Raw genomic sequence first — 17314 nt, forward strand, 5'->3', positions numbered from 1 at the left:
TTCACTCAGCCAAAGGCATCCAGCGACGAATACGTCGCTCAAGCCGACCCGACAGATAGTTCGACGCCAGCGTCACCGCGTAATACAACGCGGCAGCCGTGAGGTAGAACAACAGATAGTGGCGCGTCGACCCCGCGCCTTGCTTGGCGGTGTACAGCAGCTCATTGGTGCCGACCACGCTGATCAGCGCACTGTCCTTGATCAGGTTGATCCACAGGTTGGCCATCCCGGCCATCGCATACGGCGCCATGATCGGCAGCGTAACCCGGCGAAACAGCCCAAAACCGTTGAGGCCGAACGCCTTGGCCGCTTCGATCTGGCCGAAGGGAATCGCCTGGATCGCCGCGCGGAAAATCTCCGAGGCATAGGCGCCCTGCACCAGCCCCAGCACCACGATGGCCGCCAGCGGGCCGCTGACATTGACCACGCCGTAGCCGAGTCGGGTCATCAGCGAATTGAGGAGCATGGAGCCGACGTAGTACAGCAGCAGAATCAGCAGCAATTCCGGAACCGCCCGGAACAACGTGGTGTAGCCGCGCATCAGCGCTGCAATCGGCTTTGGCGCGCCGAGCTTGAGACACGCCACCACCAGTCCGATAGCCAGCCCGAGGACAAAGGCCCCGGCGGAAATCTGCAGGGTCATCCAGAGCCCCTTCAACAGCGCACTGCCCCATCCCTGCTCAGTGAAATTGATCAGATCGAACATTGCCGGCATTTCAGTCTCCAGTTGGCGGTTAGAAAGCACCGCCAGACCCTGTGGGAGCGAGCTTGCTCGCGATAGCGGTGGTTCAGTCAACTTGGATGTTGACTGTCATGCCCTCATCGCGAGCAAGCTCGCTCCCACAAGGATTTGCGTTTTCCAAGGGTTCGCGTTCGACCTGGCTGTCAGAACGCAGGCTTCACGCTGGTGCCGAAGTAGCTTTGGGAGAGGTCGTCGTAGTCCTTGCTCGCCAGCAGCTCCTGGATGGCCTTGTCCAGTTTGGCCTTGAGTTCGGTGTCGTCCTTGCGCAGGCCGGCACCCACGCCTTTGCCGAAGATCGGGTCATAAGGCACGGTGCCGAGGTAGGCCAGGTCCTTGGCATCCGGGGTCTTGATGAATGCGGCCATGGCGGTGCCGTCGGCCATCATCAGGTCGATGCGCCCGGCAATCAGGTCGGCGTTGGCCGAGTCCTGGGTGTCGTAGTACTTAACGTCGGCAATTTTTTCGTAGTAGGTCTTCAGGTAGCTGGCGCTCACGGTCGAGTTCTGCACACCGATGATCTTGCCCTTGAGGTCATCCGGGTACTTCTTCACCGAAGCCTCTTTCGGGCCGACGACGGCAATCGCCGAATCGTAGTAGGCCTTGCTGAAGGCGATCTGTTTTTCCCGTTCTTCGGTCACCGACATCGAGGAAAAGATCACGTCGATCTTCTTCGCCAGCAGCGACGGAATGATGCCGTCCCACGCCACTTCCTTGATTTCGCAATCGGCTTTCATTTCGCTGCACAGCTTGTGGATCAGGTCGACTTCAAAGCCCTTCCACTCACCATTGGCCTGTTTTTCGGTGTATGGCGGATAGGGTTCGGCTGCCACCGCGAACCTGATCGGTTGCGCTTGGGCCGCGCTCATGCCGGCCAGCAATACGCAGGCCGCACCGGTCAACCAGTTTGCAAAACGTCGATTTCCCATGTTGTTTTCCCGTCTTTTTATGATGAGTTAGCGAGTCTGATGAGCGTTGACGAATTGTCGGCAACGCTCGCTGCGTGGGTGTACGAACACTTCGTCCGGCGAACCGGTTTCCTCGATCAGCCCTTGGTGCAAAAAGGCGACTTTGGAAGAGACATCGCGTGCGAAAGCCATTTCATGAGTCACCAGGATCATGGTCCGGCCTTCTTCGGCGAGGGAGCGGATCACCCGCAGCACTTCCCCGACCAGTTCCGGGTCGAGTGCCGAGGTGGGTTCATCGAACAGCATGACCTTGGGCCGCATGGCCAGGGCCCGGGCGATGGCCACCCGTTGTTGCTGTCCCCCGGAGAGAAACGCCGGGTACTCGTTGCGCTTGGCCGCCAGCCCGACGCGTTCGAGCAGGGCTTCGGCCCGTTCAGTGGCCTCCGCACGGCTTTCACGCAGGACCTGGGTCGGCGCTTCGATGAGGTTTTCCAGCACCGTGCGATGGGGCCAGAGGTTGAAGTTCTGGAACACCATGCCCAGGCTGGAACGGATGCGCACAAGCTGTTTAGCATCCGACACCAGCGGTGCGCCGGGGCGATTCTGGTTAAGGTGAATGCTTTCGCCATCGACCAGGATGCGGCCCTGGTCCGGCACTTCGAGCATGTTGATGCAGCGCAGCAAGGTACTTTTGCCCGAGCCGCTGGCACCGATCAGGGAGATCACTTCGCCCTCGCGGGCAGTCAGGGAAACCCCCTTGAGCACTTCGATATTGCCGAAGCGTTTGTGCAGGCCATCGACCTCGATCATGGTCCTGGCCGCGGCCGGTTCGACGGTCGCGGTGCTGGTCACCGTGCCGATCACCGGCCTGGGCGCTTCACCATTGAGTACCTGGACAAAGCCGCGAATGCGCTGGCAGGCCTGGGCCAGTCACTCATCACTCAGGGTGAATGAAAGCCGCACAAACCCTTGGGCCGGCTCACCGAATGCCGCGGCATCCAGTACCGAAACACCGGCTTCGCGCAGCAGGCGCCAGGCGAATTCCAGCGAGGTCAGGCCGGTGCCGCGCACATCCACCAGCACGAACATGCCGGCATCGGGGTTGAGCACGCTGATACCCGGGCAATCGGCCAGGCCGGACACCACCAGATCGCGGCGCCGACGATAGATCTCGCGCATGCCGTGGGTGACTTCGTCATGGGACTGCACAGCCTTGAGCGCCGCTTCCATGACGAAACCGGGCAAGCCGTACAGCATGCTCAACACCAGGGTTTCGACATGGTTGACCAGGGCTTGATTGGCCACGACCCAGCCGATGCGCCAACCGGTCATGGCATGGGATTTGGACAGGCTGCCGATCACCACGCAGCGCTCGGCCATGCCCGGCAACGCTGCCAGGCTGAGGTGTTCACGCTCATAGGCGAGGCTCTCGTAGACCTCGTCCACCACCACCCACAGGTCATGGGCAATGGCGAGGTCGGCGATGGCTTGCAGTTCTTCACGACCCAGCACCACGCCGGTGGGGTTGTTCGGGTTGGAGAAGAAAATCGCCCGGGTGCGCGGGGTAATGGCCTTGGCCAACACGGCGGCATCGAGGCGGAAACCCGAGTCCGCCGCACAAGGCACCCGCACCAGCGTGGCGCCGGACGCCTTGAGGGTCGCTTCGTAGGTGACGTACATCGGATCGAAGGCAATCACTTCGTCGCCGGCACCGAGCAGGCACATCGAGGTGGCGAACAAGGCATTCTGCGCACCTGCCGTGAGAATGACGTTGGTCGCCTGCAGTTCGCGGTCGATCAATTGGCTGTAGCGGCCGGCAATGGCCTCGCGCAGAGCCTGGCGACCGGCGATTTCGGTGTAGTGGGTATCCCCTTCGCGCAGGGCGTGGATGGCGGCATCGGTAATGAAATCGGGAGTGGGGAAATCCGGGTCGCCGACGCTGAGGATGATCACGTCCTCGCCATTGCGCTGCGCAGCGTTGGCCGCGTAGTGGATATCCCAGGCGGCAACGCCTTGGCCACTGATCCGTTCAACAAAGGGTGAAAACCGCATGCCAGTGCCTCGTTCGAATTGAAGAAACGCAAGCCCGCAACCAGCCGGGGGAAGGTGGCCCTCAACATAGTCCAGACTGAACACTCGTTCAACAGAAAACTCGCGAGGCTTCGCGTTCAGCGCAAACAGGTCGTTTTCACGACAGTCGCGCCGTTTTTCAGCACGGCGCGATCAGGCGACGTGAAACGATTTTGCTGACTGCGCCAATCGCCAGGGCGACGAGGATCAGCCCGGCGGCGACCACGAACGTCAGCCGCATTCCCTGTGCGATGGCTTCGGGTTGCGCTTGCAAAACATCGTTGCTGGCCGAACCGAAGGCGAACACTGCGCCCATCACGCTAGCGCCGGTGATCAGGCCAAGATTGCGCGACAACCCGAGCAAACCGGACACCACGCCACGCTGCGGCGTCGCAATATTCGACATGACGTCGGTATTGTTGGCCGCCTGGAACAGCGCGTAACCGGCGGTAATGACCGCCAGTGGCACGATGTAGCCGAGCGCACCAAAGCCCGTCGGCACGGCGGGCAGGATGCAAGCGCCGGTCAACATGGCAATCAATCCGAGCATGCTGGATCGATGCGCGCCCAATCCGTCGACCCATCGACCCGCCGGAACCCCGGCCAATGCGGCGACCAGCGGCCCCGCCGACATCACCAGGCCAACGCTCGCTGCATTCAACGCCAGTGCGCCGGAGAGATAAAACGGCCCCACCACCAGGGTGGTCATGACCACGGTCGTCACCAGCACGCTCATGGCGAAACCTGCGCTCAGCTGCGGATTGCGGAATATCGTCATTCGAACCAGCGGTGACTCGGCTGTGCGCTCGACGAACACAAACACGCCCGCCCCAACCATCGCCACCAGCAACAGTGCCGTGTTCAGCGGACCAAAACCGCCACGCCCGAGGGTCATCGCCAGCGCATAGGCCAGCAGTGTCAAGACCAGTACCAGGGTGCCGAGGACATCGAAACCCGCTCGATCCGCCCTCCTCTCACGGCAATCTTTCGGTAAAAAACGATGCGCGAGCCCAATCGCCAAAACACCCAACGGCACATTGACCAGAAAAATCGCCTGCCACCCCAGATTGGCAATCAAAAAACCGCCGAGGGTCGGGCCGAGCGATGTGCCAATCGCCGACATGGTGCCGAGCAGGCCCATCGCGCTGCCCATTTTTGCCTTGGGCACTGCCTCGCTCACCAGCGCCATGGTCAACGCCATCATGATGGCCGCGCCGATGCCCTGTAAGGCCCTTGCGGCAATCAGCAACCACAGACTGGCCGCCAGGGCGCACAGGAACGAGGCGACGGTGAACACCGCAATGCCGATCAGCAGCAATCGCCGACGGCCAATGATGTCGCCGAGCCGCCCGACACTGACGATCAACGCCGTGATCGCCAGCAGGTAAGCGAGCACCACCCATTGCACTTGCTGGAAGGAGGCCGAGAACGCTGCGGCCAGTGTCGGTAAACCAACGTTGGCAATGCTGGTGCCCAGGGACGACAGCAACATGGATAACGACAGGCTGGCCAAGGCGCCCCGAATCGATATGGACTTCATTTTCTCGCGACTCCGCAAATAGGTTGTCTCGAGCCTAAGCCCGCACCTAACATGGTGGAAGACGCAGCATTTGCACTTTATACGTGCATACAACGCCACACTCAAAAATGTGGGAGCGAGCCCTGTGGCGAGGGGGCTTGCCCCCGTTTGAGTGCGTAGCACTCACAAGATCTTTGGTGCATCAGAGATTTTGGGGCTGCTTCGCAACCCAACGGGGGCAAGCCCCCTCGCCACAGGGCTCGCTCCCACAGGAATTGATTCGATGCCAGATCTGAATCTGTTGATCACCCTGAACGTGTTGCTCGAAGAAGGCAGCGTGGCCCGCGCCGCGCAGCGTTTGCGCCTGAGCCCCTCAGCCATGAGCCGGGCGCTGGCGCGGTTGCGCGAAACCACGGGTGATCCGCTGCTGGTGCGGGCCGGTCGCGGACTGGTTCCCACGCCCCGGGCGCTGGAGCTGCGTGAACGCGTCGGCGCGCTCGTGCAGGACGCCGAAGCCGTCCTGCGCCCCGCCGAGGCACTGGATCTCAATCAACTGGCGCGCACCTTCACCCTGCGCACCAGCGATGGCTTCGTGGAAAATTTCGGACCACCACTGATCGCACGCCTCCATCAGGAAGCACCCGGTGTCCGCCTGAATTTCGTGCAGAAGCTGAACAAGGACAGCACCCTGCTGCGCGACGGCTCGGTGGACCTGGAAACCGGTGTGATCGGCGAATCGACCAGCCCGGAAGTGCGGACCCGGATGCTGTTTCGCGACCGGTTCATTGGCGTGGTGCGCAAGGGTCATCCACTGGCTCGAGGCGAGATGACAGCGGTTCGTTATGCCGCCGCCCGGCACATCCTAGTCTCGCGTCGGGGCCACGAAAAAGGCGTCATGGACGATGCCTTGAATGAGCTGGGACTGACGCGCGACATCGCCACCATTGTCGCTGGCTTCTCTTCGGCGATTGCTTTGGCGCGGGCTTCGGACCTGGTCGCCAGCGTACCGCAGCGGCACGTCGGCAACCTGTGCCAGGGAATGCATTGCTTTGCCCTGCCGTTCCCCACGCCGGCGATCACGGTTTCGATGCTGTGGCACCCGCGCATGGACGCCGACCCGGCCCATCGCTGGCTACGCGGGTGCGTGTGGGAGGTTTGCAGTCAATAACACCACCGGGACACTGAGTGTGGAACGCCAAGCTTGACCGCCACACCCTCCCCAGTCGAAGGCATTCAAGCGGTTTGTATCGAACTGTACTTCCCCCCGGCCACCTTACACAGCGATACAAATCCGCCAGGTTCAGGACATATGTGCAGTACATGGAAATGAAAAAGTGTGGCGCATCGGAAAGCGCAGGTTTTCCGAGCACTCCAGCGACCCACTGACAGGAAAAACCACCATGATCAATGCAATCGATACCGTGCTGTACACCGGCAAGACCCACACCACCGGCGGCCGCGACGGTCAGGCGCGCAGCACCGACGGACGTCTGGACATCAAGCTTTCGCCTCCCGGCTCTTCAGGTGCCGGCACCAATCCTGAGCAACTGCTGGCGGCGGGTTGGTCGGCTTGTTTCATCGGGGCGATGGGCAAGGCATCCGTCGCGCTGAACGTGGCCTTGCCGAACGACGTTGCGGTGGATGCCGAAATCGATCTGGGCAAGTCCGAAAACGCTTTCTTCCTTCGAGCCCGTCTGAATGTCAGCCTGCCGGGCCTGGACCCGACCATCGCACGCAAGGTGGTGGAAATGGCGCATCAGACTTGCCCGTACTCCAAAGCGACCCGCGGCAACATCGACGTCGAAATCAATCTGGTTTGACCGATGCAGAAAAGCCTGGCCTGACGTCTTGATACCGGTCAGGCCAGGCTTTTTGAGCACCGCAATTGCTGTAGGTGTAGGAGCGAGCTCGCTCGCGATGGTCTCAAGAGCGCCGCGCATAGCCAGCAAGCGCGCGTTTTCGTTAACGACCATCGCGAGCAAGCTCGCTCCTACTACTCCTTCAGGATCAGCAGCGGTTCGCCTTTCTTCACGATGTAGGTCGCCAGTTCCGAGGCCTTGCCTCCACCCACGTTCTTCGCCACATGGGCGACGCCGTCAGGGATGTACAACGAATCACCGGCCTTGAGCGTCACCGGTGCCCGACCTTCCAGTTGATACTCAAAGGTACCGCTGATCACGTGCGCCACCTCTACGCCAGGGTGAGCATGTTTGGGCGAAGTCACGCCCGGATCGAAGTCCACGAGCACCTGAAGGACTTCGCGATCGGCGGCGCCCAGGTCTTCGCGTACCAGGTCGGTGCGATGCAGGCCCTGCTGCCAGCTTTTCATCGCCGGGGCCGGCTGTGTTTCCTGGGCTTGAGAGAGACTCGCTACAGTAGCGAGCCCTGCGGCGGCCAGAGCCAGACCAAGCTTGCCGAGGGTGTGACGGGTGTGGATACGCAACATTGTCTTTCCTCCAGTTGAACCACGCCAGGCCGCGCCGAAAGTGGCGCGGTGCCGGTGGTTCCATTTGAAGGCCGCCGTGTATCGCCCGGGTGTCGGGAAACGGCGGTTTTGTATGCCCCGGTAACGGCGGGCGTTGCGGATACCTGCGGATACAAACCCGCAGCTGCGGGCACGTCGTTGGTCTTATTCCCCCGCCGCCCCGCGACTGCCCTTGAAAGCGTCGCGCCGGGCGCTGCGTTCGGCGACATAGGCGGCACTCGGCTCACTGATCAGGTCCGCGCGGCGCAAGGGCTGCCCGCAATGGACGCACATCGGTCCGAGCCCGGCCGGCTCGCCGCAACTGCGGTGGGTATAGACCACCGCCAGGCCTTCCTCGGGCGACTTGCACCAGGTTTCACCCCACGCCCGCAACGCCAGGACCACCGAGTAGAACGCGTCGCCTTTTTCCGTGAGGTGATATTCGTAGCGTTTTGGCCGCTCACTATAAGCGCGGCGCTCTACGAGCCCGTCGGCCTCCATGCTCTTCAAGCGCGCCGCGACCATTTGCGGCGTAGCGCCGGTCTGCGCCTGGATGTCATCAAAGCGATGGCTACCCATGAACAACTCCCGCAACACCAGCACCGTCCAGCGGTCGCCAACGATGACTTCGGCCCGGGAGATCGGACACAGGGTTTCAGAAACGGTTGTTTTCACCGACATGCGGCATTGCCTCTTTCCTAGTTGCTATGATTATCATATCAACGTAAATCCTGAGCAACTACACTTCACCATCCACGGATTGTTTTGCGGAGAACCGTCATGCCCAACGCCACCTACCCTCTTGACCGGACTGCCTATCTGCTGGTCGACCCCTACAACGACTTTCTGTCGGAGGGCGGAAAGATCTACCCCTTGATCGAGCCAATGGCCAAGCAAGTCGGCCTGCTCGACAACCTGCGCACGCTTGATCGCACCATTCGCGCGCTCAACATCCCGGTGGTCATCGTACCGCACCGCCGCTGGGAAAAAGGCGACTATGAAAACTGGGATCACCCAAGCCCCACCCAGTGCAAGGTCATGCATATGCATCACTTCGCACGGGGTGAATGGGGCGGCGAATGGCACCCCGACTTCGCGCCGAAGGACGGTGACATCGTCGTGCAGGAACATTGGGGCTCCAGCGGTTTTGCCAATACAGACCTCGATTTTCGCCTCAAGCAAAAGGGCATTACCCACGTGATCATCGTCGGCCTGCTGGCCAATACCTGCATCGAGGCAACCGCCCGTTACGCTCAGGAACTCGGCTATCACGTCACCCTGGTGCGGGATGCGACCGCGGCCTTCATGCCGGAGATGATGCATTCGGCCCATGAGCTGAACGGTCCGACCTTCGCTCACGCCATCCTGACCACCGATGAACTGGTTGCCGCGCTGGCACAGGCAGGTGAGTGATGCAGTTGACCGGCACCTTGAGGTCTCGCTCCCACCCATCACGCTTGGCGCGCTTATTGATTGCACCGTGGGTGATGCCCTGGGCAGATGCGATCTCACGGGTGGAAAGCAATCCGGCCCGGTAGGCACGTTCAATTGCCTCCCAGTCGGGTTGCTTGGTTGTCATGGGAATCCTTCAGAGTCCTACCAGAAGAGAGTGCGTTGTCGTGCCCAGGCGAACTTCCAGGCGGCAGCTAATATAAAACTGCCCATCACAAAAGGAAGGTAGTCATGAGATACAACCTGTTCGAGAATCAGAGAAACGAGATCATCCTGCTCGCGCGCATCCTTCTGATGATCCTTTTCATCATTTCCGGCTGGAGCAAACTGACCAACTTTGACGGTACCGCTACTTACATGAGCTCTCTCGGCGTGCCCATGCCCATGGTCGCTGCGGGGATTGCGGTCGTCATGGAGTTCTTTGTCGCTATAGCGATAGTCGTGGGTTTCTACACCCGCCCACTCGCATTTCTCTTCGTCTTGTTCGTACTCGGTACTGCTCTAATCGGACATCACTTTTGGACTATGGTTGACCCAGAGCGCGCAGCCAACATGACCCAATATTTCAAGAACCTCAGTATCATGGGCGGCTTGCTGCTGCTGGGCATTACTGGTCCTGGCAAGTATTCGATTGATGGCAGATAGCTTCGCGAACATCACTCGAGCCTTCCCGGTATCCGCGACACAATTTGCTAATTCGCGAAACGTATCGCGAATTAGCTCTCGTCTGCCTTTCGCTCAGCCCAGCGCTTGCCAAGCTGACGAGCCTGCTCTACGCCGAGCACGCCGATGAAGCCAGCCGTTGCGAATGACCAGGCAATGCTGAAGCCGAACTCATTCACCGTCAGGCATGAGAGGCCGACCCTCTTAGCTTTCACCATCATGCACAGTGACCCTAACTCCCGTAGCGACAATCTCGTACTCAGTTTCGGAAATTTTATTCACGGCACCACCAAATTGCATTTCGAAATGCTTCAGACCTTCATGTCGAACCATGCCGTTTGGCGAGCGCTCAATGGTCTCGTCCTGATAGATGTTAATCACGTATTCCAGGTTATCTGTGCCAACCCCAACTATTTTTCCAACATATTTATCTGCCATGTCCGAACTCCTTGCGTGAAATCTCAAAGTAGCTGGTGCAGGCAGATGAATCCACAGCATTGAACAGTTCACTTCACCATGATGTTGGTCTGCACCTGAGCGTGCAGGCGAGTGACGTTGGTCATGCCCTCTCCAATGTCGCGACATGAATTTCTGTTGTGCGGTAACCGTTCCGGCAACAAACCTTCCTGATGCCATCGCTTGGGGTCAAGCTGAGCGCGAACAAATTCCTTACATGTTTTTACATCTTCGAACCCGGCGTACAACGGCAACTTACATCGCCTTCCAATAATCGGCACCGGAATAATAAAAAGACCGATTACATGGAGAGTTTCAGATGCCCTTTACCCGTACTGTTCTAGCGTTGTCCCTCGGCCTGTTTTTTTTACAGAGCAATGCCCAGGCGGCGGCGCCGCTGTCGCTCGCTAACGGCAACTCCGAGCTGACTGCGCAAATCAGTAATGCCTGGATAGAAATCAATAAGACCGCGTTAGAGCACAATATCCGTACCCTGCAAGCCGAGCTCGCCGGCAAGTCGGAACTCTGTGCGGTACTGAAAGCCGACGCTTATGGTCATGGTATCGGGTTGGTGATGCCTTCAGTGATCGCGCTGGGTGTACCGTGTGTGGCGGTCGCCAGTAACGAAGAGGCGCGAGTGGTTCGCGAAAGCGGCTTTAAAGGCCAGTTAATCCGTGTTCGCACCGCCTCCCTGGGGGAGCTGGAAAATGCTCTGCAGTACAACATCGAGGAACTGGTTGGCAACCTCGATTTCGCCCGCCAAGCGGCCGATCTTGCACATAAACACGGTCGCAAACTGCAGGTGCACATCGGTCTCAACTCAAGCGGCATGAGCCGTAACGGCGTGGAAATGGCTACCGAGCAGGGTAAACAAGACGCGCTGGCGATCACCAAACTGCCAAATGTCGAAGTGGTTGCGATCATGACCCACTTCGCCGTGGAGGATAAGGACGACGTACGCAAGGGCCTGGCAACCTTCAACGAACAAGCGGCCTGGCTGATGGACGTGGCCCAGCTCGATCGCAAGAAAATCACCCTGCACGCGGCCAACTCCTTCGCCACCCTGGAAGTACCCGAGTCGCGCCTGGACATGGTGCGCACGGGCGGCGCGTTGTTTGGCGATACCGTCATCTCGCGCACTGAGTATCGGCGCGTGATGCAGTTCAAGTCGCATGTGGCCTCGGTCAATAGCTATCCCGCTGGAAACACCGTGGGTTACGACCGTACATTCACCCTGTCACGTGATTCGAAACTGGCCAACATCACGGTCGGTTACTCCGATGGTTATCGCCGCGTGTTCACCAATAAAGGCGTGGTGTTGATCAATGGTCATCGCGTGCCGGTGGTGGGCAAGGTTTCGATGAACACCGTGATGGTCGATGTCACGGATGCACCCGACGTCAAGGCGGGTGATGAAGTAGTGCTGTTTGGCAAACAAGGCGCAAGCGAAGTCAGCCAGGCTGAAGTCGAAGAGATCAACGGTGCGCTACTGGCCGACCTCTATACCGTCTGGGGCAGCGCCAACCCGAAAATACTGGTCGAGAAGTAATCCCGCCATTATCGTAAATCACAGGGCGCGATCATTCGGGCACAGCTTTGCCGAGCGCTGACAAGCTCCAATGTAGGAAAGGGACTGACAGGAGAGAGCTCGCTTTCTCTTGTCGGAAGGTGACCATCATGCCTTGGCCAGACGCTTGCGATTCGCGAAACGTGTCGCGACTTACTTGACTCGCCGATCGATCCCACCGGGCGTCTTGTCACAGCGCAAGTCGTATTGGTTTGAAGCTGTGTGGATTGCAGGGTGCATTCGAGCAGATGAACGGGCAACAAAAAACCCGGCACGGTGGCCGGGTTTTTGTGTTGAGTGTGTGTATCGATCATAGCTTGCAGGAACCACATTAAAACTACCCATGCCAGCCCACCAAACATCAACAACCAGCGTTATGACAACATCCCCTCTAGACAGTGCGGTTTAAGTCGAATCGGTCCAGGTTCATCACTTTGGTCCACGCAGCGACGAAGTCCTTGACGAACTTCTGCTGCGCATCGGCGCAGGCATAGACTTCAGCCAACGCACGCAACTGCGCATTGGAACCAAAGACCAGGTCAACCCGCGTCCCCGTCCACTTCACTGCACCGGTTTTGCGATCACGCCCTTCATACTCTTGCTGGGCATCCGACACGGGCTTCCACTCCACGCCCATATCCAGCAGGTTGGTGAAGAAGTCGTTGGTCAAGGCTTCCGGACGCGTGGTGAACACACCGTGTTTGCTCTGGCCGACATTGATGTCCAACCCGCGCAAGCCACCCAGCAATACCGTCATTTCCGGCGCACTGAGCGTCAGCAGTTGTGCCTTGTCGATCAGCAATTTTTCGGCCGGCACCCGGTACTGTTGCTTCAGGTAATTACGGAAGCCGTCGGCAATCGGTTCAAGGAAACCGAAGGACTCGACATCGGTCTGTTCCTGGCTGGCGTCCATGCGTCCCGGGCTGAACGGCACCGTCACACTGTGGCCGGCGTTTTTCGCAGCCTGTTCGACACCCGCGCCACCAGCGAGCACGATCAGGTCGGCCAGGGAGATTTTCTTGCCATCGGTTTGCGCGCTATTGAACTCGTTCTGGATGCCTTCAAGTTTGGCCAGCACATTGGCCAGTTGCTCTGGCTGGTTGGCCTCCCAGGACTTTTGCGGTGCCAGGCGCAGACGCCCGCCGTTGGCACCGCCGCGCTTGTCGGAGCCACGGAAGCTGGAAGCCGCCGCCCAAGCTGTAGATACAAGCTGCGAGACCGACAGACCGGACGCCAGCACCTTGCTTTTCAGGCCCGCCACGTCACTGTCATTGACCAGCGGATGATCGACGGCAGGGATCGGGTCTTGCCACAGCAGTTCTTCGTTCGGCATTTCCGGGCCGAAGTAGCGTGAGAGCGGACCCATGTCACGGTGAATCAGCTTGTACCAGGCACGGGCGAAGGCGTCGGCCAACTGGTCTGGATTGGCCAGGAAACGCCGCGAAATCGGCTCATAGATCGGGTCGAAGCGTAGTGACAGGTCCGTGGTCAGCATGGTCGGATCGCGCCGTCTGGACGGGTCAAAGGCATCCGGAATGGTACCGGCGCCAGCGCCGTTTTTCGGCGTCCACTGGTTTGCCCCCGCCGGGCTCTTGGTCAGTTCCCATTCGTAACCGAACAGGTTCTCCAGGTAGTTGTTGCTCCACTGGGTTGGCGTGGTGGTCCAGGTGACTTCCAGGCCGCTGGAGATGGTGTCGCCACCTTTACCGGTACCGAACGTGCTCTTCCAGCCCAGGCCCTGCAGTTCGAGGCCGGCGGCTTCGGGCTCAGGTCCGACATGATCGACGGGACCCGCACCGTGGGTTTTGCCGAAGGCGTGACCGCCCGCGATCAGCGCGACGGTTTCCTCATCGTTCATTGCCATGCGCGCAAAGGTTTCACGGATATCTATCCCGGCGGAAACCGGATCGGAGTTGCCTTCAGGGCCCTCCGGGTTTACGTAGATCAGGCCCATCTGCACGGCTGCGAGGGGGGTTTCCAGAGTGCGCTCTACGGGATTTTGCCCGGCATCCTTGCCATAACGCACGTCGCCACCCAGCCACTTGCCTTCAGCCCCCCAGTAGACGTCTTCGTCCGGTTCCCAGACATCGGGGCGGCCAGCGGAAAAACCAAAGGTCTTGAAGCCCATGGATTCCAGTGCGACGTTGCCGGCGAGGACGATCAGGTCGGCCCAGGAGATTTTGTTGCCATACTTTTGCTTGATCGGCCAGAGCAGCCGACGGGCCTTGTCGAGGCTGACGTTGTCCGGCCAGCTGTTGAGGGGTGCAAAACGTTGCTGGCCGGAGCCGGCGCCACCCCGGCCGTCACCGGTGCGATAGGTGCCTGCGGCGTGCCAGGACATGCGGATAAAGAAAGGCCCATAGTGACCGAAGTCCGCTGGCCACCAATCCTGGGAATCGGTCATCAGCGCAGTCAGGTCGTTTTTCAGCGCCTGGAAGTCCAGGCTCTTGAAGGCTTCGGCGTAGTTGAAGTCGCCTCCCAGCGGGTCAGACTTGGGCGAGTGTTGACTCAAGATCTTCAGGTTCAGTTGGTTCGGCCACCAATCGCGGTTCGTCGTGCCACCGCCAGCGGCGTGATTGAACGGGCATTTCGATTCAGTTGACATGGCATCTCCTCTTGATTTTGTTTTCAGCTAACCACCTTTGAGCGTGGCTCCGGATCACCGATTGATGAAATAGCTTTTCGGTATGGGATCCATAGCCTTGAGGCTATGACAGCCCCGCGATCAGTCGCTCCAGACCCTCCATTAAAGTCCCGGTCGGGGAAACTGTCGCTTCATCTTTGGAGATAGCTGATAAACAGTTCAAATCAGTAACGAGTTGCACAGTGGATGAACAGCATTGGCTGCAAGGACGTTGTCATCGGGGCATTCCTGTATTCAATAAAAAACCGGCCTTTCAGCCGGTTTTTTTTATGTCACTCAACAGCACTTCGGTCCGGCTTTACTGCCGTAACGGGCCTCCTGGCGCTCGCGGAAGAACGCCTCGTAGTCCATCACCGGTTTGTCCGGGTGCTTGGTCTGCATATGCTCGACGTAGTTGTCGTAGTCGGGCATGCCGACCATCAGGCGCGCGGCCTGACCGAGGTATTTACCGAGGCGACTCAGGTCATTGAACATGATCAGGCATCCGGCAGCGCTTGATATGGCGCTTCTTTATCCGTGCGTTCCTTGGTGCCCCAGGCAGCGATGCCGACCTTGAGCGCAAAGAACAGGATGCTGAACACCACGAACAGGAACAGCGCAGTCAGGGTCGCGTTGGTGTAGGCGTTGAAGATCACGTGCTGCATCTGATCGATGCTCTTGGCCGGGGCCAGCACCTGTCCATTGGCCAGCGCATCGCTGTACTTCTTCGCCAGGGCCAGGAAGCCGATCGCCGGGTTGGCGTCGAACAGCTTGATGAAGCCCGCTGTCGTGGTGCAGATCAGCAGCCATACGGCCGGCAGCAAGGTCACCCACACATAACGCTGGCGCTTCATCTTGATCAGCACCACGGTGCCGAGCATCAGCGCGATACCGGCCAGCATCTGGTTGGAGATACCGAACAGCGGCCACAGGGTGTTGATGCCACCCAGTGGATCGATCACGCCCTGGTACAGCAGATAACCCCACATGGCCACGCAACCGGCGGTGGCCACCAGGTTGGCGGTCCAGGATTCGGTGCGTTTGAGCGCCGGGACGAAAGAGCCGAGCAAGTCCTGGAGCATGAAGCGACCGGCACGGGTACCGGCATCCACTGCGGTGAGGATGAACAGCGCTTCGAACAGGATCGCGAAGTGGTACCAGAACGCCATGGTGTTTTCACCCGGCAGAACACTGTGCAGGATCTGCGCGATACCGACCGCCAGGGTCGGCGCACCACCGGCACGGGCCAGGATGGTGGTTTCACCGATGTCATGGGCTACGGCTTGCAAGGCTTCCGGGGTAATGGCGAAGCCCCAGCTGCTGACGGTTTGCGCAACGGTCACCGCATCGGCACCGACTACAGCGGCCGGGCTGTTCATGGCGAAGTACACACCCGGATCGATCACCGACGCGGCAACCATGGCCATGATCGCGACGAACGACTCCATCAGCATGCCGCCGTAACCGATGTAGCGGGCATGCCCCTCACTGGCAAGCAGCTTGGGCGTGGTGCCGGAAGCAATCAGCGCGTGGAAACCGGAGACCGCGCCACAGGCGATGGTGATGAACAGGAACGGGAACAGACCGCCCTTCCAAACCGGACCGGTGCCGTCGACGAACTGGGTCAGGGCCGGCATTCTCAGCTCGGGCATGGTCACCAGGATGCCAATCGCCAGGGCGACGATGGTGCCGATTTTCAGGAAGGTGGAGAGATAGTCACGGGGTGCCAGGATCAGCCACACCGGCAGTACCGCCGCGACAAAACCGTAGCCGATCAGCATCCAGGTGATCTGGATACCGGTAAAGGTAAAGGCCTTGGCCCACACAGGATCGGCGGCAACCTGCCCCCCGAGCCAGATCGAACCGAGCAGCAACAGCACACCGATGATGGAGATTTCACCGATGCGGCCCGGGCGGATGTAGCGCATGTAGATGCCCATGAACATCGCGATCGGGATGGTCGCCATTACCGTGAAAATGCCCCAAGGGCTTTCGGCCAGGGCCTTCACCACGATCAGCGCCAGCACCGCGAGGATGATGATCATGATCAGGAAGCAGCCGAACAGTGCGATGGTGCCGGGGATGCGGCCCATTTCTTCACGGACCATGTCGCCCAGGGAACGACCGTTGCGGCGGGTGGACATGAACAGGACCATGAAGTCCTGCACCGCACCGGCCAGCACCACGCCGGCGATCAGCCACAGCGTGCCGGGCAGGTAGCCCATCTGCGCCGCCAACACCGGGCCGACCAGCGGACCTGCACCGGCAATGGCCGCGAAGTGGTGACCGAACAGGACATGTTTGTTGGTCGGCACGTAGTCCAGACCATCGTTATTGAGCACAGCCGGAGTGGCTCGATTGGGGTCGAGTTGCATCACTTTGTTGGCGATGAACAGGCTGTAGTAGCGGTAGGCAACGAGGTAGATGGCGACGGCTGCGACTACGATCCACAGGGCGTTGATCGCTTCGCCGCGGCGCAGGGCCACGACACTCAGCGCAATCGCTCCCAGGACAGCCACGGCAAACCAGGCGAGGTGTTTAGCCAGACGGGGCATAGCGTGTCTCCTGCCGACAGCCAGTGACTGCGGCGGTAATTTTTATAATTGTGTCCGCAGTGCGGAGCTGGCCCAATATCTGCGCATGTCGTCCACAAATAAATCCGCGTTACTACGTACGCGGCGTCTACGTAGTTCTACGTAGATGACGCCGATCTCATGTGGGTTCACCACCGGACCCGGGGGCCATCCCCGATCAAATGTGGGAGCGAGCTTGCTCGCGATAGCGGGCTGTCAGACACATCAATGTTGAATGTGCCGCCCTCATCGCGCGCAAGCTCGCTCCCACAGGTTCTGT

At 59.8% G+C, this 17314-nt stretch carries 17 protein-coding genes; 5 read left to right on the forward strand and 12 right to left on the reverse strand.

Annotated features, from left to right (window positions below):
- Position 1 precedes the first annotated feature (1 nt).
- The 5 genes from AC1RDQ_RS00835 to AC1RDQ_RS00855 all read right to left on the reverse strand — a co-directional run bounded on the left by AC1RDQ_RS00835 (position 2) and on the right by AC1RDQ_RS00855 (position 5275).
- Positions 2–715, reverse strand: coding sequence for an ABC transporter permease (locus AC1RDQ_RS00835; RefSeq protein ID WP_057396652.1), 714 nt, complete (start codon positions 713–715; stop codon positions 2–4).
- Between the two features lie 170 nt (positions 716–885).
- A complete protein-coding gene (locus AC1RDQ_RS00840) occupies positions 886–1668 on the reverse strand; it encodes a transporter substrate-binding domain-containing protein (RefSeq protein ID WP_090456270.1) in 783 nt (260 codons plus the stop codon).
- Positions 1669–1695: 27 nt separating this feature from the next.
- Complete coding sequence (locus AC1RDQ_RS00845; protein ID WP_223473811.1) at positions 1696–2457, reverse strand: ATP-binding cassette domain-containing protein; 762 nt, start codon at positions 2455–2457, stop codon at positions 1696–1698.
- A gap of 120 nt (positions 2458–2577) precedes the next feature.
- Positions 2578–3699 carry a pyridoxal phosphate-dependent aminotransferase gene (locus AC1RDQ_RS00850; protein WP_492585934.1) on the reverse strand — a complete coding sequence of 374 codons (1122 nt, stop codon included), beginning with the start codon at positions 3697–3699 and terminating at the stop codon, positions 2578–2580.
- A gap of 157 nt (positions 3700–3856) precedes the next feature.
- Entirely contained in the window at positions 3857–5275 is a 1419-nt protein-coding gene (locus tag AC1RDQ_RS00855) for an MFS transporter (protein WP_492585936.1), read from the reverse strand.
- 244 nt (positions 5276–5519) lie between these two features.
- Between AC1RDQ_RS00855 and AC1RDQ_RS00860 the strand changes: the two genes are divergently transcribed.
- Together AC1RDQ_RS00860 and AC1RDQ_RS00865 are read left to right on the forward strand one after the other, a co-directional pair.
- On the forward strand, positions 5520–6404 hold the full coding sequence (locus AC1RDQ_RS00860; protein ID WP_223531991.1) for a LysR family transcriptional regulator: 885 nt from the start codon (positions 5520–5522) through the stop codon (positions 6402–6404).
- 232 nt (positions 6405–6636) lie between these two features.
- Entirely contained in the window at positions 6637–7056 is a 420-nt protein-coding gene (locus AC1RDQ_RS00865; protein ID WP_349736731.1) for an organic hydroperoxide resistance protein, read from the forward strand.
- Positions 7057–7229: 173 nt separating this feature from the next.
- On the opposite strand, the gene AC1RDQ_RS00870 is transcribed toward AC1RDQ_RS00865, so the two are convergent.
- Both AC1RDQ_RS00870 and AC1RDQ_RS00875 read right to left on the reverse strand, forming a co-directional pair.
- On the reverse strand, positions 7230–7682 hold the full coding sequence (locus AC1RDQ_RS00870) for a cupin domain-containing protein (RefSeq protein ID WP_090456280.1): 453 nt from the start codon (positions 7680–7682) through the stop codon (positions 7230–7232).
- A gap of 183 nt (positions 7683–7865) precedes the next feature.
- Entirely contained in the window at positions 7866–8381 is a 516-nt protein-coding gene (locus AC1RDQ_RS00875) for a winged helix-turn-helix transcriptional regulator (protein WP_492585938.1), read from the reverse strand.
- A 99-nt stretch (positions 8382–8480) separates the two neighbouring features.
- Here AC1RDQ_RS00875 and AC1RDQ_RS00880 point away from each other — a divergent pair, with 99 nt between their 5' ends.
- The gene (locus AC1RDQ_RS00880) at positions 8481–9113 is read left to right on the forward strand and encodes a cysteine hydrolase family protein (RefSeq protein WP_090456283.1); all 633 of its coding nucleotides are present in this window, start codon (positions 8481–8483) and stop codon (positions 9111–9113) included.
- Between the two features lie 270 nt (positions 9114–9383).
- The gene (locus AC1RDQ_RS00885; RefSeq protein WP_218496475.1) at positions 9384–9797 is read left to right on the forward strand and encodes a DoxX family protein; all 414 of its coding nucleotides are present in this window, start codon (positions 9384–9386) and stop codon (positions 9795–9797) included.
- Between the two features lie 71 nt (positions 9798–9868).
- Here AC1RDQ_RS00885 and AC1RDQ_RS00890 read toward each other — a convergent pair whose 3' ends face one another.
- Both AC1RDQ_RS00890 and AC1RDQ_RS00895 read right to left on the reverse strand, forming a co-directional pair.
- A complete protein-coding gene (locus AC1RDQ_RS00890) occupies positions 9869–10036 on the reverse strand; it encodes a hypothetical protein (RefSeq protein WP_407516494.1) in 168 nt (55 codons plus the stop codon).
- The gene (locus AC1RDQ_RS00895) at positions 10020–10253 is read right to left on the reverse strand and encodes a hypothetical protein (protein ID WP_090456285.1); all 234 of its coding nucleotides are present in this window, start codon (positions 10251–10253) and stop codon (positions 10020–10022) included. The genes AC1RDQ_RS00890 and AC1RDQ_RS00895 overlap by 17 nt, the downstream gene beginning before the upstream one ends.
- Positions 10254–10590: 337 nt before the next feature.
- Here AC1RDQ_RS00895 and alr point away from each other — a divergent pair, with 337 nt between their 5' ends.
- Positions 10591–11820, forward strand: a complete 1230-nt coding sequence (gene alr / locus AC1RDQ_RS00900; protein ID WP_492585940.1) for an alanine racemase — start codon at positions 10591–10593, stop codon at positions 11818–11820.
- A gap of 409 nt (positions 11821–12229) precedes the next feature.
- On the opposite strand, the gene katG is transcribed toward alr, so the two are convergent.
- From katG to AC1RDQ_RS00915, 3 genes are all read right to left on the reverse strand, one after another.
- Positions 12230–14443 (reverse strand): catalase/peroxidase HPI, encoded by a 2214-nt coding sequence (gene katG / locus AC1RDQ_RS00905; RefSeq protein WP_223503062.1) that lies wholly within the window; start codon positions 14441–14443, stop codon positions 12230–12232.
- 315 nt (positions 14444–14758) lie between these two features.
- Positions 14759–14956 carry a YbdD/YjiX family protein gene (locus AC1RDQ_RS00910; RefSeq protein ID WP_007976534.1) on the reverse strand — a complete coding sequence of 66 codons (198 nt, stop codon included), beginning with the start codon at positions 14954–14956 and terminating at the stop codon, positions 14759–14761.
- Positions 14957–14958: 2 nt separating this feature from the next.
- Complete coding sequence (locus AC1RDQ_RS00915) at positions 14959–17016, reverse strand: carbon starvation CstA family protein (protein ID WP_492585942.1); 2058 nt, start codon at positions 17014–17016, stop codon at positions 14959–14961.
- Between the last annotated feature and the right edge of the window lie 298 nt (positions 17017–17314).

Source organism: Pseudomonas sp. GW823-FHT02E01, assembly GCF_058797535.1.